We start from the raw sequence: 22,685 nt of genomic DNA on the forward strand, positions 1-22,685 counted from the left end.
GTGGCCGACGAGTTGTTCTGGTAAGCGATACCGTTGTCGACGATACCGTACAGGGTCACGCTGCTCTGGGCGTGGGCAGCGGTAGCGGCTGCAAGGCCCACTGCCGTCATGGCGAAAGCGACGCGCTTTTTCATTGATTCTCCGTCCTCAAAGAATGATTTCTTTTCTGGTGTGGTTTTATGACTGACACATGTGCGAGTACATGCCGACGCGATTCTGACGGATTACCAATTGTTTCCCAATACGTGCAGTCGGTCATCGTATGATCGACGCAACGCACGGGTTCACCAAGCGGTTACATAACACCTTGAAACGCTTATGCAGCGGGCCTTTCCGGCATTTCCCGGTGAAAACCCTAGCTTTACATTTTTACTGGTGCAACACGACCGTCCGATGTCGTCAGACGCCTTCGGCAAAAAATCATCTTACAAATGCGCGGTCGCAGCTGACACTGCGATTCACGCCGCCGCGCAGGATCGCTGACATTCATGACACCCACATTTCGGGAAGCGAAATCATGAAAACGTTTTAGTCGATCGGCGGGAAACCGGACGGGCGCGGCCCGGCGAACGCGGGCCGAGGGGATGCCGGCGCAGTGCGCCGGCGATATTCAGCGCGATGCCGGGCCGGCGAGCCGCGCGTTCAACGCATCGGTGAGCGCGGCCATGCGCGCGCGGATCGCCGTGTTCGACCCGACCAGCGCAAGCGACGACGCCATGATCCGGTAGATGCGCTTTCTCGGCACCTTGGCCGGCTTCGCCGGATCGAGCCACGCATCGTGGCCGGCCAGCAGCTCGAGCGTTTCGAGGCCGATCATGATCGGCCACAGGCACGCGAGCCGCAGCCGCATGTAACGGCGCGGAATCGCGAGCGTATACAGGCACGCGTCGCGATACTGGTCGAGCGTCACGCGCAACAGGTCGACCAGCACGCCGCGCGCACGCGCCGACGCACCGGGTTGCATCAGGTCGGCCACACCGAGCCCGTGCGCGCCCAGTACGGCGTCCGGCAGATAGCAGCGGCCGATGCGCAGGTCCTTCGCACAGTCGCGCAGGATGTTGGTCATCTGCAGCGCCTTGCCGAAACGGATGCCCTTCTCCCGCATGTCCGGCAGGTCCCAGCCGCGCGCGGCGCGCGTGTGCGCGCCCGTCATGTCGGTCCAGAACTCGCCGACGCAGCCGGCAACGAGGTACGTGTAGCGATCGAGTTCGCCGCGCGTCGGCAGCGACGCAACCTGCCCCGACTGCTCGTCCGGGAACGTGTGCAGGTCGAATTCCATCCCTGAGATCAGCGTCGCGACGACCTTGCGGATCGACGCGCGATCCGCATCCGGCTGCGCGCGCAGCAGCGCGAGCATCGGCTCCATCGAGCCGAGCAGCACATGCTCGTGCGAATCGGTCTGCATCCGCGTCACGTCCTCGAGCGAACGCGACAGCGCCGCGCCGTCGCCGAGCCGCTCGATCTCGTCGCGCAGGCCGGTCAGCAACGCCGCGCGGCGACCGGGCGCGACGAGCGCGGTGTCGGCGATCGTGTCGGCCGCGCGCGCGAGCAGGTACGCAAGGCCGACCGGGTCGCGCATGCCGTCGGGCAGCACGCGCAGCGTCAGGTAGAAGGAGCGGGAAACGTTCTTCAGCAGCTCGCCGAGCAAATAGGCGGGATCGGTATGGGTCGTCATGGGTCGGGAAAAATCGGCCGGCGCGAGCCCCGGACGCACTCGGGCGCCGGGCGCCCGCGCCGTCCGCGAGTCGCCGCATCGTCGCGCCGGGCGGGCGTCGGCCCCCGGCGCGGCGATGCAAAATTCCCGCAAGTTTAGTGCATCCGGCGCGCGGCCTGCCTGCGGCGGCCGGATTGCGGCATACGCCAGGCCATCGTCAACGCGCCTGTCACGGGCATCGCACCCTAAAAAATCAGAACGGAAAGGTCAAAGTAATACATATGTAATTATTCGGTGCGACGATCGCGCACCGTTCGATCCCGTGCGGCACGGCCCCCCGGCCGCGCCGCCGGAACGACCGCCCTTTTCCGACTCCCGTTTCGAAGGTTCATCGACATGCTCTTCAAGCGCCCGACCTCCCTGCGCTATGTCCCGTTCGCCTGTGCCGCCGCGTTCCTGCTCGCCGCGTGCGGCGGCGACGACGATGTGGCGTCCGATCCCACGCAGCCGATTTCCGCGAAGGTCCAGGTGGTCGGCCATCGCGGCGCGAGCGCGCTGCGCCCCGAACACACGCTCGCGTCGTACCGCAAGGCGGTCGAGGACGGCGCGGACGTGATCGAGCCCGATCTCGTGTCGACGCGCGACGGCGTGCTCGTCGCGCGCCACGAGAACGAGATCTCGGGCACGACGAACGTGTCGGTGCTGCCGCAGTTCGCGAGCCGCAAGGCGACCAAGACGATCGACGGCGCCCAGCTGACCGGCTGGTTCACCGAGGACTTCACGCTCGCCGAGCTGAAGACGCTGCGGGCGCGCGAGCGCATTCCGCAGGTCCGCCCCGCGAACACCGCGTACAACGACCAGTTCGAGATTCCGACGTTCGACGAGATCGTCGCGCTCGCGAAGCAGATGTCCGCGCAGACCGGCCGCACGATCCACCTGTATCCGGAAACCAAGCATCCGACCTACTTCCAGTCGATCAATCTGCCGCTCGAGGACCGTCTCGTCGACGCGCTGCTGAAGGATACGTACACGTCGCGCACGGCGACCGTCTACATCCAGTCGTTCGAGGTCGCGAACCTGAAGACGATCCGCAACCGGATCAGGTCGAGCCAGCCGAACTGGAAGCTCGTGCAGCTGATGGACGAAGCCGGCCAGCGCCCGTACGACTTCGTCAAGGCCAACGACAAGCGCACCTACGGCGACCTGTCGACGCGCGACGGCATGCGCGAGATCGCGACTTATGCGAACGGCGTCGGTCCGTACAAGACGTCGATCATCGCGGTCGCCGCGGACGGCACGCTGCAGCAACCGACGCCGTACGTGCGCTACGCGCACGAGGCCGGCCTCGTCGTGCATCCGTACACGTTCCGTCCGGAGAACAACTTCCTGCCCGCGTCGCTGAAGGACGGCGGCACGCCGGCCACGCGCAATACGGCCGGCTCGGTGCGCGAGATCCAGGCGTACCTGCGCGCGGGCATCGACGGCTTCTTCACCGACGATCCGGCCGTCGGCCGCACGGCCGTCGATACGTTCAAGCGCTGACACGCGCGACCCGGGCGCGGCGCACGTCGCACGCACCGCGCCCGGTTGCACCGTATCGGTCAGATCACGTTGAAGTGGTGCGTGCCGTCCCGCTTCAACTGGTCGACCAACCCGTATTCCCAGTCGAGATACGCCTGCATCGCGGCCGCCGCGTTGTCGGTGCCTTCGTACGGGCGCCGGTAGCGGTCGACGCGCGGCGACGCGAGATGCGTCTCGCCGCTTTCGAGCGGCAGCCCCGCGTCGATCCACGCGGCCGTGCCGCCGGTCAGCACCGAGATGTCGGCCGACGCCGGCAGCAACGCGCGTGCATCGTCCGCCGCGAACCGCGCCAGCAGGCTCGATCCGCACGTGAACACATAGCGCTTCGCGGGCGGGATCGCCGCGAGCGCATCGCGCAACTGCGCGCGCACGGCGAACCACGCGCCCGGAATATGGCGCTTCACGTAATTCGCGCTGGCCGTCACGTCGACGATCGCGAGTTCGCCGGGCGCCGCTTCCTTCAGCCAGCCCGCGAGCGTCGCGGGCGACACGTCGGTCGCAGGCGGCGTTGCCGGCACGTCGCGCGGCGGCTGGCCGCGCTCGCCGAACGCGGCCTCGCCGGCCGGTTCCACGACACGCACGTCCCAGCCCATCTGCGCGAGCCACGACGCGGTCATGTCCGCGCGCACGCCGTCGTCATCGGCGAGCACGATCCGTGCACCGCGCACGGCCGCGTGATGGTCGGTCTCCTGCACGAGCTGGCCGCCCGGCGTGCTCAGGAAGCCCGGCAGGTGGCCGGCTTCATATTCCTCCGGCGTGCGCACGTCGAAGCGGTACAGCGTGCGGCCCGGCTCGTCGAGCGCGGCGACGTCGGCCAGCGCCATGCGCGGCACGCCGGCACGTTCGGCCACCGCGCGTGCAGCCTGACGCGCGTCGGCGCGCTGCGTCGCGTCGATCTCGTCCGGAAAGCGGCGGGCGGCGCCGCGCTCGAGCGCCTGGCCCGCGAGCGTCCAGCCGATCGTGCCGTTGCGCAGTGCCGCGACCGGATTCGGCAGCCCCGCGTTGACGAGCGACTGCGTGCCGATGATGCTGCGCGTGCGGCCCGCGCAGTTGACGACCACCTGCGTCGCCGGATCGGGCGCTAGCGCACGCACGCGCAGCACGAGTTCCGCGCCCGGTACGCTCGTCGACGTCGGGATGTTCATCGTCTGGTATTCGTCGAACCGGCGCGCGTCGACGATCACGACATCGGCCTTCGCATCGATCAGCGCCTGGACTTCCTGCGCGGACAGCGACGGCGTATGGCGTTCGGCCTCGACCCATTCGCCGAACGACTTGCTCGGCACGTTCACGTCGATGAACAGCTCGCCGCCCGCAGCCTGCCAGCCGGCAAGGCCGCCGTCGAGCAACCGCACATCGGTATAGCCGAGTGCCGCGAGCTTCGCGGCCGCGCGCGGCGCGAGATCCTCGCCGCCCGCGTCGCCGAACACGACGATCGGCGTGTCACGGCGCGGAATCCGCGTCCATGCGTCGAGTTCGAGCTTCGACAGCGGGAAGTTGGCAGCCCACAGCGGATGGCCCTGCGCGTACGGATCTTCCTCGCGTACGTCGATCAGCGCGAGCTCGTCGCGGGCCAGCAGGCGTGCGCGCACGTCTTGATACGACGCGACGGGAAAACGGGAGGTGGAATCGGCGGATTGCGTCACGATGTCTCTGGGTTGAATACGTTGAAGTCGGTGAAGAAAGCGGAACGGATCAATCTTGGGCCTGCCGGCACGCGCCCGCAACGGGCCGCGACGACGGGCGTTGCGTCAGGCATTCGAATAGCCCGACACGAAAGGCTTCACGGTGCCGTCGTCCAGGAACACCGCGCGCTCGACCTTGCCGATGTTCGCGCCGTACACGTGAATGCTGATCGACACCTGGTCGGCAAATGCGTTGGTCACGCGATGGACGTCGCCGATGCGCGGCGACACGGCCTCGACCTCGCCGGGCGCCAGCCGCACGGCGTCGCCCGCGGCCACCGGCTTGCCCGCTGCGTCGAACCGGTACGGCTGCGAGAACTCGCCGCCGCGCAGCATCCCGATCAGCCCCCACACCGTGTGGTTGTGGATCGGCGTCGTCTGGCCGGGGCCCCACACGAAGCTGACGACTGAGAACCGCTCGTCCGGATCGAGATGCAGCAGGTATTGCCGATAGCGCTCGGGATCGGGCTGCGCGAACGCGTCGGGCAACCAGTCGTCGTGTTCGACGAGCGCGGCGAGCAATGCGCCGCCCTCGTCGAGAATGCGCGCCTCGTTCGCGCCGGACGCGAGCAGCGCGCCCAGACCGTCGACGAACGGACGCAGCGGCGTCTGCTGCAACGAAAGCGTACTCATCGGCTGTCTCCTCGAATATGATGCCGAATATGATGGATCGTCATGATGCACCCGAAAGACCATGCAGAACAAACATGAAAATTAGCGATATCGACGCTTTTGCAGCGGTCGTCCGCTGCCAGACCCTGAGCCAGGCCGCGGCCGAGCTCGGGATGACGCAGCCCGCGATCACGCGGCGCGTCCAGAATCTCGAGGAAGCGCTCGGCGTGATCCTGCTCGACCGCAACACGAAGCCGCCGCGCCCGACCGACATCGGCCGGCAGGTCTTCGAGCAGTGTCGCGCGATCCTGCGCGAGGTCGATGCGCTGCGCGAGCTGACGGCCGGTGAGCAGCCGCCCGCCGGCGAATTCCGGATCGGGCTCACGCAGGGGCTCGGCGAACTGATGTTGCCGGCGCTGATCGCCGATCTCGCCGCGCAGTGGCCCGCGCTCGCGACGCAGGTCACGACGGCCTGGGGCGGGATGCTCGTCGAGCGTGTCGCCCGCCGCGAACTCGATGCGGCGCTCGTGTTCCTCGCACGCGAAATGGTGCTGCCGGCGCAGGTCGAGGGCGAACGGCTGCTGGCCACGCGGCTCGTTGCAGTCGGCCGCCGGGGCGACTGGCCGCGCCGCAGCTACCGGCTCGCCGATTGCCACGCGCGCGGCTGGGTGCTCAACCCGGACGGCTGCGGCTTTCGCGCGGGGCTGCGGCGCGCGCTCGACGCGCAAGGCCTGCCGATGCCGGTCACGCTCGACACCTACGGCCGCGACCTGCAACTGCAGAGCGTCGCGAATGGCTTCGGCCTGGGGTTGATGCCGCTGCCGCTCGTCGAAGGCAGCCCGCTGCGCGATGCGCTCGACATCGTGCCGCTCGCCGATTTCAAGCCGCAGATCGATCTGTGGCTGCTGCGCCGGCGCGATGCGGCCCGCTTCGACGCGCCGCTCACGGCCGTCGCCACACATGCACGCGCGGCGTTTGCCGTGCCCGGGCAATCGCACGGCAAGGCCGCTTAACCCGGCGGGGCGGCACGTCCACCGCGCCGCCCGGTCGTCACGCGCGACACCCCAGCCTCGCTCATGCATCGTGTCGATCGCGTTCGACCTCGCTGCGTGACGCGTCTCCCGCCTCGATCCTCGTTTCGCTCGCGCTTGCCGCGTCAAGCGCCGCCCGCCCCGCCGCCACCGCGATCGCGTCGTCCTGCGGCGTATGCACACGGCTGCACAGCACGTCGCGATAGTGGCGTTCGAGCGGATTGGCGCGGCTCAGCCCGTGATTGCCCGACAGCTTCAGCGCCTGCTCGACCACGCGGATCGCGTGCCCGGTCACGGTGCGTTTGACGAGGCCGCTCGTCGTCACGGACGGCGCGTTGCCCGCGTCGGTGCGTGCGATGTGATCGTCGAGCAGCACCCGGTTCGTGTGCAGCCAGCCCTCGATTTCGCCGACGGCTTCCTGCACGCGCGGCAGCGTCGCGAGCGGCGCGCCGAGCCCGCTCGGCGCACGCGTCGTCGCGAATCCGGCCAGCCAGTCGCGCGACGCGCGCGCAACCGCGTCGTACAGGCTGCCGAGCAGCGCGACCATCCACGCTTGCTGGTCGGCCTGCGCGTCGGCATCCGCATGGGTCGCGCCCGACACGGCCCACGCGTCCGGCGCGCGCACGTCGACCGCGTGATCGGGCGGCACCCACGCATCGTCGAACACGACTTCGTGACTGCCCGATGCGCGCAAACCGAGGTGGTTCCAGCTTTCGATCACGCGGATGCGGTCGCCGTCCGCGTCGCGGTCGCGCGGAACGAGAAACACGCCAACGCGCGACTCCGGTTCGTCGGTGCGTGCCCACACGGCCAGCCAGCGCAGTGCCGGAATGCCGGTGCTGTACAGCTTGTGGCCCGACAGCCGCCAGCCGTCGCCGTCGCGACGCGCGATGGTTGCCGGGAGCCCGCCGCGCGACGGCGAGCCGAGTGCCGGCTCGACGCGCAGCGCGTTGATCAGCGCGCCGTGCGCGACCGCGCTGTCGAACACCGCGCGCCGCACCTGGGCCGGCCAGCGGTTGTCGGCGCGGCCAAGCGCGCGATGCTGCAGGTACGTCATCGTCAGTACCAGCGCGGTGGCCGGATCAGACCGCGCGACGGCTGCCACGATCCGGCTCGCCTGCGCGAGCGTCGCACCGGCGCCGCCATGCTCGCGCGGCACCACCTGCGCGATCAGCCCCGCGCGATGCAGCCGCGCAAAGTTCTCGTGCGGAAAACGGCCTTCAACGTCGTTGCGGGCCGCATCGTCGGCAAGCTCGGGGGCGAGACGGTCGAGCAGCGCGGCGACGCGTGCGTCGTTCGCCCGGTCGGCGTCGCCGGCATCGTCGGCAGGCAGGAGGCGCAGCGCAGGCTGCGGGGACGGCGAGGAAGCGGCAAGGCTGGCGGACATCGAGACGGATTCCCTGGGGAGTGCAAACACGGCGCCAACGCGCGCCCGATCATTCACGAGCCCACAGCGTATGCGCAACGCAACCGGCCCCAAACCATGCAAATCTGATATTCAAATCGGGATTGATTATTTCCATTCCGCATGATCGCGGCGTTAACCTGCGCTCCATTCCTGCCCGGCCGTGCGCCGGGATACCCCTGCACCGGAGACCCAGATGAGCGTCGAATTCATCGGCATGATCCAGAGCCAGAAGCAGTCGGAGATCCACCCGGCATCCGGCCCCGTGGTCGATCCCGACTATGTGCGCGACTTCGCGCGCGCCCACGAAACGGCCGGCTTCGACCGGATCCTCGTGCCGCACCATTCGACCGGCCCGTCGGCCACGCTGACGATCGCGTTCGCGGCGGCCGCGACCGAGCGCATCCACTTCATGCTCGCGCATCGTCCGGGCTTCACCACTCCGACGCTCGCCGCGCGGCAGATCGCGACGCTCGACCAGTTCAGCCGCGGCCGGCTCGCCGTGCACTTCATCTCCGGCGGCTCGGACAGCGAGCAGCAGCGCGACGGCGATTTCCTCGACCACGATGCGCGTTATGCGCGCACCGACGAATATCTCGGCATCCTGCGGCGGATCTGGACCGCAGCGCAGCCGTTCGATCACGACGGCGCGCACTACCGGTTCACGCAGGGCTTTTCGGAAGTGAAACCGTTCCAGCAGCCGCATGTGCCGATCTACTTCGGCGGCGCGTCGGAAGCCGCGCTCGCGGTGGCCGGCAAACACGCAGACGTGTACGCGCTGTGGGGCGAGTCGCTCGACCAGGTGCGCGACCTGACGACACGCGTGCGCGCCGAAGCCGCGAAGCACGGCCGGCAGGTGCGCTTCTCCGTGTCGTTCCGCCCGATCCTCGCCGCGACCGAAGACGAAGCGTGGGCGCGCGCGCATCGCATCCTCGACGAAACGCGCCGGCTGCGCGAAGCCGCCGGTCTCGGCGCCGGCGGCCCGCAGCAGAGCGAAGGCGCGCGTCGCCTGCTGGCCGCGGCCGATCGCGGCTCGCGTGTCGACAAGCGGCTGTGGACCGAGATCGCGAAGCTCACCGGCGCGCGCTCGAACTCGACGGCGCTCGTCGGCACGCCCGAACAGGTCGCCGACGCGCTGCTCGACTACCACGACCTCGGCGTGACGACCTTCCTGATCCGCGGCTTCGACCCGCTGGAAGACGCGATCGACTACGGCCGCGAACTGATTCCGCGCGTGCGCAGCGCCGTCGCCGCACGCGACGCAGCACGCCGCGCCGCCTGAGCCCAACGGAGCAACCCGCCATCATGTCCGCCGTCCTTTCCTCGCCCGTCCGCACCGCGTCGGGCCTCGAACTTGCCGAAGCACCGCGCCAGCATTTCTGGTTCGACCCGGCCGCACCGCGCATCGACGTCACCGCCGAACGCCGCCACCGTCAGGAGCGGCTCGCAGCCGCGTTCCGCCTGTTCGCGCGCTTCGGCTTCGCGTCGGGCCTCGCCGGCCACATCACCGCGCGCGATCCGGAACTGCCCGATCACTTCTGGGTGAATCCGCTCGGCGTGCATTTCTCGCAAATCAAGGTGTCCGACCTGCTGCTCGTCAACGCACGCGGCGAAACCGCGATCGGCACGCGGCCGCTGAACAAGGCCGCGTTCGCGATCCATGCGGCGATCCACGAAGCCCATCCGCACGTCGTCGCCGCCGCGCACACGCATTCGACCTACGGCAAGGCGTGGTCGACGCTCGGCCGCCCGCTCGATCCGCTCACGCAGGACGCTTGCGTGTTCTACGAGGATCACGCGCTGTTCGACGACTTCACGGGAATGGTCGTCGACACCAGCGAAGGTGCACGGATTGCCGGTGCGCTCGCGAAACCGGACGGCACCACGCACAAGGGCGTGATCCTGAAGAACCACGGGATCCTGACGGCCGGCCCGACGGTCGAGGCCGCCGCGTGGTGGTACATCGCGCTCGACAACGCCGCGCACACGCAATTGCTCGCGGAAGCGGCCGGCACGCCGCAGCCGATCGATCACGCCACCGCCCGCCACACGCACGGACAGATCGGCGGCCCCGACGGTGCGTTGCATGCGTTCGACAGCCTGTTCGCGCGCGTCGTCGCCGACGAACCCGACCTGCTCGACTGAGCGCCCTTCCGCAAGACCGGAGACCCGACAATGACCCACCCCACCGCTCCCGCTCCCGCCGGCACGCACGACGACAAGCGCCGCCGCCTGCTGCGCGCGGCCGGCGTCGCCGCGCTCGCCGTGCCGGCGATCACGCTCGGCCGCAAGGCATGGTCCGCGCCGCCACTGAAGAAGCTCACGTTCGCGTGGAACCAGAACGCGTTCTGCCTGACGCCGATCGTCGTCGCGCAGGAGCGCGGCTTCTTCGAGAAAAACGGCCTGAAGGTCGAGTTGGTCAACTACAGCGGATCGACCGACCAGTTGCTCGAATCGATCGCGACCGGCAAGGCCGATGCGGCGGTCGGAATGATCCACCGCTGGCTGAAGCCGCTCGAAGCGGGCTTCGACGTGAAGATCATCGGCAGCTCGCACGGCGGCTGCGTACGGCTGCTCGGCGCGAAGGCGGCCGGCGTCACGACGCTGCAGGCGCTGAAGGGCAAGACCGTCGGCGTTAGCGATCTCGCTGCGCCCGGCAAGCATTTCTTCTCGATCCTGCTCGCAAGGAACGGGATCGATCCCGAGCGCGACATCACGTGGCGGCAGTATCCGGCCGACCTGCTCGGCGTCGCGGTCGACAAGGGCGAAATTCATGCGATCGCCGACGGCGACCCGAATCTCTATCTGCTCGAAAAGCGCAGCAACGGCGCGTATACGGAACTCGCGACGAACCTGTCCGGCGAATACGCGCGCAAGGTGTGCTGCGTGATCGGCGCACGCGGCGACCTCGTACGCAACGACCGGCCGTCGGCCGCCGCGCTTGCGCGCTCGATCGTCCAGGCCACCGAGTACACGCACGACAACCCGAACGAAGCCGCGAAGGTGTTCGCGAAGTATTCGCCGAAGATCAGCCCCGAAGACCTGCGCAAGCTGTACGCGACGCTTACCTACACGCATCACCCGACCAACGTCGACCTGCAGCAGGAAATCGCGTTCTATGCGGACGATTTCCGCCGCATCAGCGTGTTGAAGAAGAGCACGGACCCGCAGCGTTTCGCGCAGCAGGTCTATGCCAACGTACTGGGGTAACGCGATGTCGACGATCGAACACGCTTCCACGGCCCGCACCGCCGCGGCACCCGCCGGCGGCAGTAGCGCCACGTCTGCGCGCGTTGCCTGCACGGCCTGCGAAGCCACGCTGGCCGCCGAAGCGCGCCGCGCGCGCATCTGGCCGGCCGGGATCGCCGCCGCGCTCGCGTGGGCCGCGCTCGGCGCGCTCACGCAACTGTGGCCGAACCGCATCGTCGGCTTCAGCGACTGGGCGTACACCGACACGTTCGGCACCGCCGCATGGACGATCGCCGCGCTGCTGCTGGCCGCCGCGACGCTCGGCCATCTCGTCCCCGCGACGCGCACGCGGCTCGCGCGCGTGCGCCCGGCCGGCCCGTGGCTCGTCGCGCTGCCGCTCGTGCTCGCCGCGTGGGAAATCGTCACCGCGAAAACCGGCTGGCTGCCGACGCCGTTCTTCGCGCCGCCGCAGGCGCTGATCGAGGTCTACGTCGACGACTGGCCGCGCCTGCTGGGCAGCGCCGGCAACACGCTGAAGCTGCTCGCGCTCGGGTTCGCATACGGCGTCGCGGTCGGCTTCGCGGTTGGCGTGTCGATCGGCTGGTCGCGCCGGATCGGCTACTGGATCCATCCGGTGCTGCGCGTGCTCGGCCCCGTGCCGGCCACCGCGCTGCTGCCGCTCACGTTCTACTTCTTCCCGTCGAGCTATTCGGCCGCCGCGTTCCTGATCGCGCTCGCAACCGGTTTCCCGGTCGCGGTGCTCACGTGGTCGGGCGTCGCGAGCGTGAACAAGCAGTACTACGACGTCGCCCGCACGCTCGGCGCGAACGCGCGCTTCCTCGTGCTGCGCGTCGCGATTCCGGCCGCGCTGCCGCACGTGTTCGTCGGCATCTTCATGGGGCTGAGCGCGTCGTTCACCGTGCTGGTCGTCGCCGAGATGATGGGCGTGAAGTCGGGGCTCGGCTGGTACCTGAGCTGGGCGCAGGGCTGGGCGTCGTACGTGAACATGTACGCGGCGCTGATCGTGATGGCGCTGCTGTTTTCCGGGCTGATCGCGCTGCTGTTCGCGGTGCGCGACCGCGCGCTCGCGTGGCAGAAAGGAACCGTCAAATGGTAAGCGCCGCCGTACTCGAATCATCCGATGCCGCTGCACCCGCCGGCACTGCGCCGCGCGGCGCACGCATCGACATCCGCCGCGTAAGCCATGCGTTCGACGGCCCCGGCGGTGCGCTGCCGGTGCTCGACGACGTCACGCTGTCGGTCGCGGCCGGCGAATTCGTCGCGCTGCTCGGCCCGAGCGGCTGCGGGAAATCGACGCTGCTGCGCCTCGTCGCGGGGCTCGATGCCGCGCGGCAAGGCGGAATCGCGCAGGACGGCGTGCCGATCGAGCAACCCGATCCGTCGCGCATCGTCGTGTTCCAGGACCCGACGCTGTACCCGTGGCGGCGCGTGCGCGCGAACGTCTCGCTCGGCCTCGAAGCGCGCGGCGTGGCGCGAACCGCGCAGCACCGCGTCGACGATGCGCTCGCGCGCGTCGGGTTGCAGGACTTCGCGAACGTGTTCCCGCATCAGTTGTCCGGCGGGATGGCGCAACGTGTCGCGCTCGCCCGCGCGCTCGTCAACGATCCACGTCTGCTGATTCTCGACGAACCGCTCGGCAAGCTCGACTCGCTGACGCGGCTCACGATGCAGGCCGAGCTGACCGCGCTGTGGCAACGTGACGGGTTCTCGGCGCTGCTCGTCACGCACGATGTCGAGGAAGCGCTGTTCCTCGCGCAACGCGTGATCGTGTTCGGGCCGCGCCCCGCACGGATCGTCGCCGAATTGCGCGTCGACCTGCCCTACCCGCGCCATCGCGGCGACCCGCGCCTCGCCGAACTGCGCCACGACGCGCTGCGGCATCTCGGGCTCGACGCGAGCTGGTAGATGCGAGGTGCCGTTCGACGACGGGTTGTGACACGGCGGAGACGCGTGCGATGAATGCGCCGCCGTTCTCCGACTGGGCGATCGCATTCCTGCAATTGCTGTATCGCGCGCAAATCGCATTGGCGCACGTGTTGCACGCAGTTGGCCTGACGGGTGACGCCGACGGCCAGGCCGCGTGGCCGTGGACGCACCGTATTGCGCTCGAAACATTGCGCATCGATGCCGGACTGACGCGACAACTCGCGTTCGCCTGCGCAGTGACGGCGCTGGCCGTCGTGCTCGCCGGCGTCGCGCTCGCTGCGCGCAAGTGGCGCGTGCCATCTGCGATTGCCGCTCTGGCAGTCGCATGGCTCGCGCCGTGGCCGCCGTCGTCGCTGTGGCTCGCGCCCGCCGTGCCGACGAGTTTTCAGCGCGATCCCGCGCCGTTTTCCGTATCGAACGTGATGCGCGGCGCGCACCTGTATGCGCAGCACTGCGCGGCCTGCCACGGCGCGGACGGGCGTGGCGAAGGACCGCTCGCGGCCACGCTCACGCACTGGCCGCCAACCTTTGCCGGCGCGCTGCTCGCGCGTCGTCTCGACGGCGAACTGTTCTGGCGTGTGCGGAACGGCACGCACGACGAACGGGGTGTGTCGACGATGCCCGGGTTCTCCGCGACACTCGGCGCGCAGGACACGTGGGCCGTGCTCGACTACCTGAAGGCGCTGGCTGCGGGCAGCGGCGCGCAGGCGGACGGCGCATGGCCGGTACCCGTCCCGCTGCCGGCGCTCGACGTGCGCTGCGGCAACGCCGCGCCGCAATCGCTCGACCGCTGGCGCGAAGGCCAGCGCGTGCGCATCGTTGCGCTCGCGCCGGGTGCGGCAGCGCCCCCCGAAGACGCGCGCTGGCAAACCTTGCTCGTCACTGAACAGGGGGCGTCCGTGGCGCCCTCGACCGCCACGCGCGCGAACTGCGTCGCGACGACGCCCGACGCATGGCTCGCGTTCGCAACGATTGCCGGCGTCGCGCCCGACGCGCTCGGCGGCACGCAACTGCTCGCCGATCGCCGAGGCTGGCTGCGGGCACGCGCGTTGCCGGGCAGCGCCGGCTGGTCGGACGCCGACCTGCTGTGCCGCTCGGATGCGGGCGCCCGGCCGGCTGCCTCGACCGCCGGTGGCGACGCGCTGAGCGCCCTGCTGCTGCGCGTCGACACCGAACCCGTGCGCGACGTGCAGGCCGGACTCCCGCATTGACCTCCTCGAATCCTTCTTCCGACCGACCTTCACGATGAATCCGACCCGACGCCATTTCCTCGCGCAAGCGAGCGCCCTCGCCACGATCGCCGCCGTGCCTGCCGCACTGCGCGCGCAATCGGGTTCACGGCCGCTGCTACGCGCCGGCGACCAGAAAGGCGGCCTGCGCGCGCTGCTCGAAGCGGCCGGCGAACTGAACGGCCTCGCGTACGACATCGCGTGGACCGAGTTCCCGGCTGCCGCACCGCTCGCCGAAGCCTTGAACGCGGCGGCCGTCGACTGCGGGCCGATCGGCGACGCGCCGGTGATCTTCGCGCTCGCGTCGGGCGCTCGCATCAAGGTGATCGGTGTGAACCGTTCCGATCCGTACGGCACGGCCGTGCTCGTGCGCCCCGACGCCGCACTGAAAGGCGCGGCGGACCTGAAGGGCAAGCGCATCGGCACCACGCGCGGTTCGATCGGCCATTTCGTCACGCTGAAGGCGCTCGACGCCGCCGGCCTGCCGCCCGATGCGGTGTCGTTCCGCTTCCTGCCGCCGGCCGACACGATGCTTGCGCTCGCCACCGGGTCGATCGACGCGTGGGCGACGTGGGAGCCCTATACCGCGCTCGCCGAAACGAGCGGCCGCGCGCGCGTGCTGGTCAACGGCCGCGGGCTGTGGTCGGGCCTCAGCTATCTCGCGGCGACCGACGCGGCGATCGCATCGAAGCGCGACGCGTTGCACGATTTCCTGCGGCGCGTCGTGCGCGCACAGACGTGGTCCTACCGGCATGCCGACGCGTATTCGGCGGCGCTCGCGCGCATCATCGGCATTCCGCCGGCCGCCGCGAAGCTGCAGTTCGAGCGCCGCAACACGCGCTGGCTGCCGATCGACGCGACGGTGATCGCCGAACAGCAGCGCACGGCCGACTTCTACCTGAAGGCCGGGCTGCTGCGCCAGCCGCTCGACGTGCGCACGACCTTCGACACCGGGTTTCCGCTCGCCTGAGCCGCGGCGCGGCAGCGTGCAACGGCCCAAACGGCATCGGCACGATCTGGCACAATCGCGATTCGACCATCCCGCGTTCAGCCAGCGTCATGCCAGCCATCACCGAACTCTTCGTCTATCCGATCAAATCCTGCGCCGGCATCGCGCTGACGCGCGCACAACTGCTCGAAACGGGCCTCGCGTACGACCGCCACTGGCTGATCACCGATCCCGACGGGCAGATGATCACGCAGCGCACGCATCCGCGCCTCGCGCTGATCCGCACCGCGCTCGACCAGGATGCGCTCGTACTGAACGCGCCGGGCATGCCCGAGATCCGCACGCCGCTCGACGGCGACGCATCGCCCGCGACGCCGAAGATGGCCGCGACCGTCTGGCGCGACACCGTCGACGCGATCGACACGGGCGCCGAAACGGCCGCGTGGCTCACCGCATACCTCGGCACGCCGACGAAGCTCGCGCGCTTCGGGTCCGACTCGCGCCGTGGCTGCAACCGCAAATGGACTGGCGAGATCGACACGCATACGCAGTTCGCTGACGGCTATCCGCTGCTCGTGATCGGCCAGTCGTCGCTCGACGACCTGAACGCGCGGCTCGCCGCGAAAGGCGCGCCGGCGATTCCGATGAACCGCTTCCGCCCGAACATCGTCGTGTCGGATCTCGATGCATACGAAGAGGATTTCGTCGAACACCTCGACACCGACGGCGAAACGCCGGTGCGGCTGCGCCTCGTGAAGCTGTGCACGCGCTGCCCGATGCCGACGATCGACCAGGCCACCGGCGCACCCGATCCGGCGTGGCCGCACGAGCCGACCGACACGATGCAGACCTATCGCGCGAACCCGAATTACGACGACGCGCTGACGTTCGGCATCAATGCGATCGTCGTCGAAGGCGCCGGTGCGTGGCTGGAAATCGGCCAGCCGGTCGAAGCGGAAATCGGGTTCGGCGACTGAGCCGGGCAGTTCCCCCTTCCGGTCCCGCAGCGTCACGCACCCTCACGCGGCGCGTGACACCACCGCCTCCTTCACCGCCACCGGCAGCCGGATCGTCACGACCAGCCCGCCGCCTGCCGCATCGGCAAGGGTGACGCTGCCCTGATGCACGCGTGCGATTTCCCGCACGATCGACAGCCCGAGCCCCGTTCCTTCGACCGTCTGCGTCTTGCTGCCGCGATGAAAGCGCTCGAACACGGCATCGCGTTCGTCCATCGGGATGCCCGGCCCGTTGTCGATCACGTCGAGCCGCGCCTGCTCGCCGTCGCGCGACACGCGCACCGTGATCACCGCATGGTCACCCGCATAACGGATCGCGTTGTCGATCAGGTTGCCGATCATCTCGCCGAGCAGGTCGGACTGCCCGTGCACGTCGACGTCGGTCTCGTGCTCGAAGCCGAGATCGATGTCGCGCGCACGCGCGACGGGCGACCAGTCGAGCGTCACGCTGCGCGCGAGCCGGTGCAGCGCGACCGGCTTGTGCGCGACCGCATGGCCGCTGTCCGAATCGAGCCGCGACAGCGACAGCAGTTGCTGGACGATCTTCGCCGCCTGCCGCACCGCACCGTTCGCGCGCCGCAGGTGCCCGTTCGCGCGCGGCTGCTCGTCGGGCCGCAGCGCGAGCTCGACGCCGGCCTGCACGGCCGCGAGCGGCGTCTTCAACTGATGCGCCGCATCGGCGAAGAAGCGGCGCCGGGCAACCTGCATCCGCTGTGTGCGACCGATGTACTGGTTGATCGAATCGACGAGCGGCGCCAGCTCGCTCGGCATCGCGCCGGTGTCGAGCGGCGTCGTGTCGTCCTCGCTGCGGGCGGCGACGGTGGCCGACAGCCGGTTCAGCGGCCGCAGCCCGCGCCCGACACCGAGCCACACGATTCCGAGCGCGAGCACGACGAGCAGCCCTTCCTGCAGCAGCGACCCGATCAGGATCTCGCGTGCGAGCGCCTGGCGCGCCTCGATCGTCTCGCCGACCATCACCCACACGATGCGCGACTGCGCGGTCGGCACGTCGTGCACCGGGATGCGCAGCGCGGCCATCCGCAACTGTTCGCCGCGATAGACGACGTCATAGTAGCGCGTGACGAACAGCGCGCCGTCGCCCGCGTCGCGCCCCTGCGGCAACGGCAGGTCCGGATAGCCGGTGATCGTGTGGCCGTTGTCTTCGCGGATCAGGTAGTAGATCTTGCCGCCGTCGCTCGATTCGAGCATTTCGAGCGCGAGATACGGCAGGTCGACCTCGATCTCGCCGTCGTTGAGGCGCACGCCTTCGCGGATCGACTTCAGCGACGACGACAGCGTGCGGTCGAACGCGACGTGCGCGGCGCTCATCGCGCGCTGGTACGTCAGCCACGAGTCGAGCGCGAGCAGCCCGAGCAGCGGCAGCAGCAGCCACAGCGCGACCTGCGCGCGCAGGTTCGGGCGGGTCATTCAGCGCGCTCCACCTTCGCTTCGAGCAAGTAGCCCAAGCCGCGCAACGTGACGATCGCGACGCCCGTGTTCTCCAGCTTCTTGCGCAACCGGTACACGTAGATCTCGATCGCATCGGCATTGACCGACTCGTCGAGCCCGAAGATCTTCTCCGACAGCGTGTCCTTGTTGATCGCGCGGCCGTTGCGCAGGATCAGCACCTCGAGCACCGAGCGCTCGCGCGGCGTGAGCGACAGCGGCTCGCCCGCGAGGTGAAAGCTGCGGTCGATACTGTCATACAAAAGCGGCCCGCATTCGACGCGCGAATGCTCGTGGCCGAGGCTGCGCCGGATCAGCGCGCGGGCGCGCGCCTCCAGCTCCGTCAGCTCGAACGGCTTCGCGAGATAGTCATCGGCGCCGAGATCGAGCCCCTTCACGCGGTCCTCGACCGACCCGTGTGCGGTGAGGATCAGCACCGGCACCGGGTTGCGGCGCGCGCGCAGCCGCCGCAGCACCTCCAGCCCGTCGAGCTTGGGGAGCCCGAGATCGAGGATCACCAGCGCGTAATCCTGCGTGCGCAGCACGTGGTCCGCCGCCTCGCCGTCCGCCATGTGATCGACCGCGAAGCGCGCGGCGCTCAGCGCGTCGCTCAGCGACTGGGCGAGGTTCGGATTGTCTTCGACGAGCAGCACACGCATGGGGATTCCGGTAAGGTCAGCGACAGGCCGCTACATTACATGATCCTTTCCATGCCGACGCCTCGCGGAAACACGGGTTGCGCGGGTGCCGCCAAGCCGCCGCGCGCGGCCCCGACGCTGCGGCTCAGCGCTCGGCGGCGGAACGGTTGCCCGTCGCGAATCGCGCCTTGCCGACCCCGCTCCGTTCGCGAAAACCGACCACCACCGCCAGGAACGCGACGCTCGCGCCGACCGTGACGACGATCATCGGGTGCGGCGTACCGTCCGACAACCACGCCAGTACGCCGCCGCACGCGGCCGTGATCCCCATCTGGATAAAGAAGAACAGCCCCGACGCCGTGCCGGCGATTTTCGTGTACGGCTGCATCACCGCGAACTGGCAGGCCGGGATCGCGATCCCGACGGCGATCATCACGACGAACATCGGCACGACGAGGGCCGTGACCGCCATCGGCGCGACCGCGCCGCCGATCCACAGCACGGCGGCGCCGGCCAGATTGACGGCTGCCGCCGCCGCGATCACGGCATCGGCGTTCCAGCGCCTGCTGGTCCGCGCGAACGCGCTCGAGCCGATCAGGTAGCCGAGCACGGTCACGCCGAAAATCGCCGCATAGACCGGGCCGGACACGCCGATTTGCCGCTGGAACAGCGTCGACGATTCCGCGATGAACGGATAGTACGTGCAGTAAACGAAGCTGATCGCCAGCGAGTAACGCAGGAAACGGCGTTCGCGCAGCAGGCCCGCGTAGATCCGCACGAGCCCGGGGCCGGCCTGCGGCCCCGCATCGCGCTCGCGGGTCTCGGGCAGGTAACGCAGCACCATCGCGGTTGCGACCAGCCCGCCCGCCGCGAGCCACCCGAACACCCCGCGCCAGCCGAGCCACTCGGCAATGGCGCTGCCTGCCAGCGGCGCGACCACCGGCGACAGCGCCATGCCGGCCGAAATGTGGCCGAGCATCGTGGCCTGCGTCGCGGCCGGAAAGCGCTCGCGCACGATCACGCGCCCGATCACGGTGCCGCTGCAGCCGCCCAGCGCCTGGAGCACGCGCGCGGCGATCAGCGCCGGGATGCTGGTCGACAGCGCGCAGGCGACACTCGCGACGACGTACAGGCCCAGGCCGCCGAGCAGCACGGGACGGCGGCCGTAGCGGTCGGACAATGGCCCTGACACCAGCATCGACAGTGCATAGCCGACCATGTAGAGGGTCAGCGTCAGCTGCAATTGGGCGTCGGTGCCATGCAGCGCGTCCGCCATCGCGGGCAGCGACGGCAGATACGCATCGATCGTGACGCGCGGCAGGCACACGACGAGCATCAACAGGAACAGCCAGCCCCATTGGGCCAAGGAACGCGTCTTCATGCGATAAGTCCGTTTCAGTCCGGATGGATGGGATCGATCGCAATTTATGAGGAAAGTGATATAAGCTGAAGGGCCATTAAATCCACCATTGACTGGACCACTATGCCGCGAGGCAAAGCCGCGATTCCGCTTGATCTGCCGCGCCCCGCCGGGTTGTCGGCCGGCAGTCCGCAATCGAAACAGGAGTGCATCGCCGACACGATTCGCGATGCGATCCTGAAGCGCCTGCTGCCCGGCGACAGCCCGCTGCCGTCCAGCCGGACGCTGGCCGCGCGCTGGGACATCGCGCGCGGCACCGTCGAAGCGGCTTACGACATCCTGTGCGCCGAGGGCTACATTGCGCGCACGCAAGGGTCCGGAACGCGGGTCTGCGCGGTGGTGCCGGACAGCTATCTGCGCGCGGCCGCGCAGTCGCGCGACGGCACCCCGCGCGTCACCGCGGAGTCCGTCGCGCCGACCGCCGCCGAGCCCGAACATGGCGTGCGCCCGGGCGTCCCGTTCGTCGCGCGGCTCGCCGATCCCGGCCTGATGCCGATGCAGCAATGGAAGAAGGCACTCGGCGCGAGCCTGCTCGCCGCGACGGCTGACGACCTCGGGGCGACGCCGGCACAAGGCGTCGAGGGCCTGCGCAGCGAAATTGCCGCGTACCTGCGGGAATACCGCGGCATCCCGTGCGAAGCCGGCGACATTTTCATCACGACCGGCATCCGGAACGCGATCGATCTCGTCGCGCGCACGCTGCTCACGCCCGGCTCGACGGTCCTGATGGAAGATCCCGGCTACGCGTCGGCCTGGCAGATTTTCACGATCGCGGGGGCGACCGTGATCGACGTGCCGGTCGATCGCGAGGGGATCGACGCCGCGGCGCTGGACCGCTATCCCGATGCGTGTGCCGCTTACGTGACACCGGCCCATCAGGCGCCGCTCGGCATCACGATGTCGGTATCGCGCCGCCTCGAGCTGCTCGACCGGGCGCAGCGCCACCGCACGTGGATCATCGAAGACGACTACGACGGCGAATTCAGCTACCAGACCGCCCCGCTGCCCGCGCTGAAATCGCTCGACGCGTGCGACCGCGTGATCTACTGCGGCTCGTTCAACAAGACGCTGTTTTCGGGGCTGCGTATCGGCTTCATGGTCGTGCCGGAAGCATTGCGGCCGGCGCTGTCGGCCGTGTGGCACGCGACTGCGCGCGCGGTCGGCGTGGCACCCCAGCTGGCGCTCGCCCGCTTCATCGCAAACGGCGATTTTGCGAAGCACCTGCGCGCCGCCCGCCATGCGTACCGCCAGCGTCGCGACATCGTGCTCGACCAGTTGGCGAAGCACGCCGGCGGGCGCTACACGGTGTCCGGCGAGCACGCGGGCTTTCATTTCGTGCTGTGGCTGCCGCCCGGGATCGACGACGCGACCTGTGTCGCACAGGCCCGCGCGGCCGGCGTCGCGTTGCAGCCGATCCGCGAATTCTGTCGCAGCGCCCGGCGCGAAGCGGGCGTCGTCGTCGGGTATTCCGCGCTGACCGCCGCGCACGCGCGGCATGGCGGCCGCCTCCTCGGCAAGCTGCTGGCCGCCGCCGCGTAGCCCGCCGCCAACAAGGGCGTCCGCGCCCGCCTGCGCACCGCTTTCTTCCCCTGTCGAACCGTGCCGCGCGCCGCGAAACCCGCGGCCGCCGCCGCTTCGACCTCGGGAAATCCATGACACAAACGACACGATTGTGAACCGGAATGAAAGCAGGCTGAAAGTGCCTCGCAATTAACATCCGCGTCACTCGAACAACACTATGCGTAACTGGAGGAAGACATGCCGTTTGCACCGAAGCACCTCGCCGCCGCGCTGGCGATCGTCCTGGGCACTGCCGCCGGCAGCGCCGTCGCGCAGGTTCCGGCCGGGTATCCGGGTAACTACCAGGGCGTGATCGACGCCGCGAAGAAGGAAGGCAAGCTGATCGTCTACTCGACGACCGACACGGGCCTCGTGCGTCCGCTGCTCAAGGACTTCGAAAGCCTGTACGGCGTGAAGGTCGAGTACAACGACATGAACAGCACCGAGCTGTACAACCGCTACATCAGCGAGAACGCGGCAAGCAGCACCAGCGCCGACGTGCTGTGGAGCTCGGCGATGGACCTGCAGGTGAAGCTCGTCAACGACGGCCTGATGGCGTCGTACGATTCGCCCGAAAGCCCGAACGTGCCGCAATGGGCGCAGTACCAGAAGCAGGCGTACGGCACGACGTTCGAGCCGCTCGCGATCGTCTACAACAAGCGCCTGATCCCCGAGAACGAAGTGCCGACGACGCGCGCCGACCTGATCAAGCTGCTCACCACGCAGGCCGACAAGTTCAAGGGCAAGGTCACGACCTACGACATCGAGAAATCGGGCGTCGGCTTCAACTACCTGACGCAGGACGCGCACGTGAACGAGAAGGTCACGTGGGAGCTCGTGAAGGCGATCGGCGCGACCGGCCCGAAGCTGCAGTCGAGCACCGGCGCGATGATGGAACGCATCTCGTCGGGCGAGAACCTGATCGGCTACAACATCATCGGTTCGTATGCCTATGCGAAGGCGAAGAAGGACAAGTCGATCGGCTACGTGTTTCCGAAGGACTACACGCAGGTCGTGAGCCGCCTCGCCACCGTGTCGAAGAAGGCGAAGAACCCGAACGCCGCGAAGCTGTGGGTCGACTACCTGCTGTCGAAGCGCGGCCAGACGCTGATCGCGAACCAGGCGAACCTGTACGCGATCCGCGCGGACGTGAGCGGCGAAACGTCGGCCGCCAGCCTCACGAAGGAACTCGGCGATTCGCTGAAGCCGATCCAGATCGGCACCGGCCTGCTCGTCTATCTCGACCAGTCGAAACGCCTCGCCTTCCTGAAGCAATGGCAGCAGGCGATCAAGCGCTGATCCGCTGACTGCCGGCCGCCCGCC

20 protein-coding genes are annotated in these 22,685 nt (G+C 69.0%); 12 read left to right on the forward strand and 8 right to left on the reverse strand.

What is annotated here, in order from left to right; genetic code table 11:
- Both BLA15945_RS06135 and BLA15945_RS06140 read right to left on the reverse strand, forming a co-directional pair.
- Positions 1-134 (reverse strand): porin (locus tag BLA15945_RS06135; RefSeq protein ID WP_174991791.1); only part of this gene is annotated, 134 nt, incomplete at its 3' end.
- A 476-nt stretch (positions 135-610) separates the two neighbouring features.
- A complete protein-coding gene (locus tag BLA15945_RS06140) occupies positions 611-1,675 on the reverse strand; it encodes a phytoene/squalene synthase family protein (RefSeq protein ID WP_174991792.1) in 1,065 nt (354 codons plus the stop codon).
- Between the two features lie 375 nt (positions 1,676-2,050).
- Between BLA15945_RS06140 and BLA15945_RS06145 the strand changes: the two genes are divergently transcribed.
- Positions 2,051-3,196, forward strand: coding sequence for a glycerophosphodiester phosphodiesterase (locus BLA15945_RS06145; RefSeq protein ID WP_059240699.1), 1,146 nt, complete (start codon positions 2,051-2,053; stop codon positions 3,194-3,196).
- A gap of 59 nt (positions 3,197-3,255) precedes the next feature.
- On the opposite strand, the gene BLA15945_RS06150 is transcribed toward BLA15945_RS06145, so the two are convergent.
- Entirely contained in the window at positions 3,256-4,881 is a 1,626-nt protein-coding gene (locus tag BLA15945_RS06150) for a rhodanese-related sulfurtransferase (protein WP_059240700.1), read from the reverse strand.
- A gap of 105 nt (positions 4,882-4,986) precedes the next feature.
- Complete coding sequence (locus BLA15945_RS06155) at positions 4,987-5,553, reverse strand: cysteine dioxygenase family protein (RefSeq protein ID WP_059240701.1); 567 nt, start codon at positions 5,551-5,553, stop codon at positions 4,987-4,989.
- A gap of 17 nt (positions 5,554-5,570) precedes the next feature.
- Here BLA15945_RS06155 and BLA15945_RS06160 point away from each other — a divergent pair, with 17 nt between their 5' ends.
- Positions 5,571-6,545, forward strand: coding sequence for a LysR family transcriptional regulator (locus BLA15945_RS06160; protein WP_174991793.1), 975 nt, complete (start codon positions 5,571-5,573; stop codon positions 6,543-6,545).
- Between the two features lie 61 nt (positions 6,546-6,606).
- On the opposite strand, the gene BLA15945_RS06165 is transcribed toward BLA15945_RS06160, so the two are convergent.
- On the reverse strand, positions 6,607-7,950 hold the full coding sequence (locus BLA15945_RS06165) for an acyl-CoA dehydrogenase family protein (protein ID WP_174991794.1): 1,344 nt from the start codon (positions 7,948-7,950) through the stop codon (positions 6,607-6,609).
- A gap of 214 nt (positions 7,951-8,164) precedes the next feature.
- Between BLA15945_RS06165 and BLA15945_RS06170 the strand changes: the two genes are divergently transcribed.
- From BLA15945_RS06170 to BLA15945_RS06205, 8 genes are all read left to right on the forward strand, one after another.
- Complete coding sequence (locus BLA15945_RS06170; RefSeq protein ID WP_174991795.1) at positions 8,165-9,250, forward strand: LLM class flavin-dependent oxidoreductase; 1,086 nt, start codon at positions 8,165-8,167, stop codon at positions 9,248-9,250.
- 23 nt (positions 9,251-9,273) lie between these two features.
- Positions 9,274-10,113, forward strand: a complete 840-nt coding sequence (locus BLA15945_RS06175) for a class II aldolase/adducin family protein (protein ID WP_174991796.1) — start codon at positions 9,274-9,276, stop codon at positions 10,111-10,113.
- Positions 10,114-10,143: 30 nt separating this feature from the next.
- Positions 10,144-11,178 (forward strand): ABC transporter substrate-binding protein, encoded by a 1,035-nt coding sequence (locus tag BLA15945_RS06180; protein ID WP_059240706.1) that lies wholly within the window; start codon positions 10,144-10,146, stop codon positions 11,176-11,178.
- 4 nt (positions 11,179-11,182) lie between these two features.
- Positions 11,183-12,274: an ABC transporter permease gene (locus tag BLA15945_RS06185; RefSeq protein WP_174991944.1), complete on the forward strand. Its 1,092-nt coding sequence runs from the start codon at positions 11,183-11,185 to the stop codon at positions 12,272-12,274.
- Positions 12,268-13,083, forward strand: a complete 816-nt coding sequence (locus BLA15945_RS06190; protein ID WP_174991797.1) for an ABC transporter ATP-binding protein — start codon at positions 12,268-12,270, stop codon at positions 13,081-13,083. The genes BLA15945_RS06185 and BLA15945_RS06190 overlap by 7 nt, the downstream gene beginning before the upstream one ends.
- Before the next feature lie 50 nt (positions 13,084-13,133).
- The gene (locus tag BLA15945_RS06195) at positions 13,134-14,315 is read left to right on the forward strand and encodes a c-type cytochrome (protein WP_174991798.1); all 1,182 of its coding nucleotides are present in this window, start codon (positions 13,134-13,136) and stop codon (positions 14,313-14,315) included.
- Between the two features lie 34 nt (positions 14,316-14,349).
- Positions 14,350-15,303 carry an ABC transporter substrate-binding protein gene (locus tag BLA15945_RS06200; RefSeq protein ID WP_174991799.1) on the forward strand — a complete coding sequence of 318 codons (954 nt, stop codon included), beginning with the start codon at positions 14,350-14,352 and terminating at the stop codon, positions 15,301-15,303.
- 89 nt (positions 15,304-15,392) lie between these two features.
- Complete coding sequence (locus BLA15945_RS06205; protein ID WP_174991800.1) at positions 15,393-16,259, forward strand: MOSC domain-containing protein; 867 nt, start codon at positions 15,393-15,395, stop codon at positions 16,257-16,259.
- Positions 16,260-16,301: 42 nt separating this feature from the next.
- On the opposite strand, the gene BLA15945_RS06210 is transcribed toward BLA15945_RS06205, so the two are convergent.
- The 3 genes from BLA15945_RS06210 to BLA15945_RS06220 form a co-directional block, all read right to left on the reverse strand.
- Entirely contained in the window at positions 16,302-17,726 is a 1,425-nt protein-coding gene (locus BLA15945_RS06210; protein ID WP_174991801.1) for a sensor histidine kinase, read from the reverse strand.
- The gene (locus BLA15945_RS06215) at positions 17,723-18,403 is read right to left on the reverse strand and encodes a response regulator (RefSeq protein ID WP_059240713.1); all 681 of its coding nucleotides are present in this window, start codon (positions 18,401-18,403) and stop codon (positions 17,723-17,725) included. The genes BLA15945_RS06210 and BLA15945_RS06215 overlap by 4 nt, the downstream gene beginning before the upstream one ends.
- Before the next feature lie 124 nt (positions 18,404-18,527).
- Complete coding sequence (locus BLA15945_RS06220) at positions 18,528-19,763, reverse strand: multidrug effflux MFS transporter (RefSeq protein WP_174991802.1); 1,236 nt, start codon at positions 19,761-19,763, stop codon at positions 18,528-18,530.
- Between the two features lie 102 nt (positions 19,764-19,865).
- On the opposite strand from BLA15945_RS06220, the gene pdxR reads away from it, so the two are divergent.
- Both pdxR and BLA15945_RS06230 read left to right on the forward strand, forming a co-directional pair.
- Positions 19,866-21,341 (forward strand): MocR-like pyridoxine biosynthesis transcription factor PdxR, encoded by a 1,476-nt coding sequence (pdxR, locus tag BLA15945_RS06225; RefSeq protein WP_174991803.1) that lies wholly within the window; start codon positions 19,866-19,868, stop codon positions 21,339-21,341.
- A 219-nt stretch (positions 21,342-21,560) separates the two neighbouring features.
- Positions 21,561-22,661 (forward strand): ABC transporter substrate-binding protein, encoded by a 1,101-nt coding sequence (locus tag BLA15945_RS06230; RefSeq protein ID WP_059240716.1) that lies wholly within the window; start codon positions 21,561-21,563, stop codon positions 22,659-22,661.
- The last annotated feature ends 24 nt before the right edge of the window (positions 22,662-22,685 follow it).

This window comes from Burkholderia arboris (assembly GCF_902499125.1).
Taxonomy (GTDB): domain Bacteria; phylum Pseudomonadota; class Gammaproteobacteria; order Burkholderiales; family Burkholderiaceae; genus Burkholderia; species Burkholderia arboris.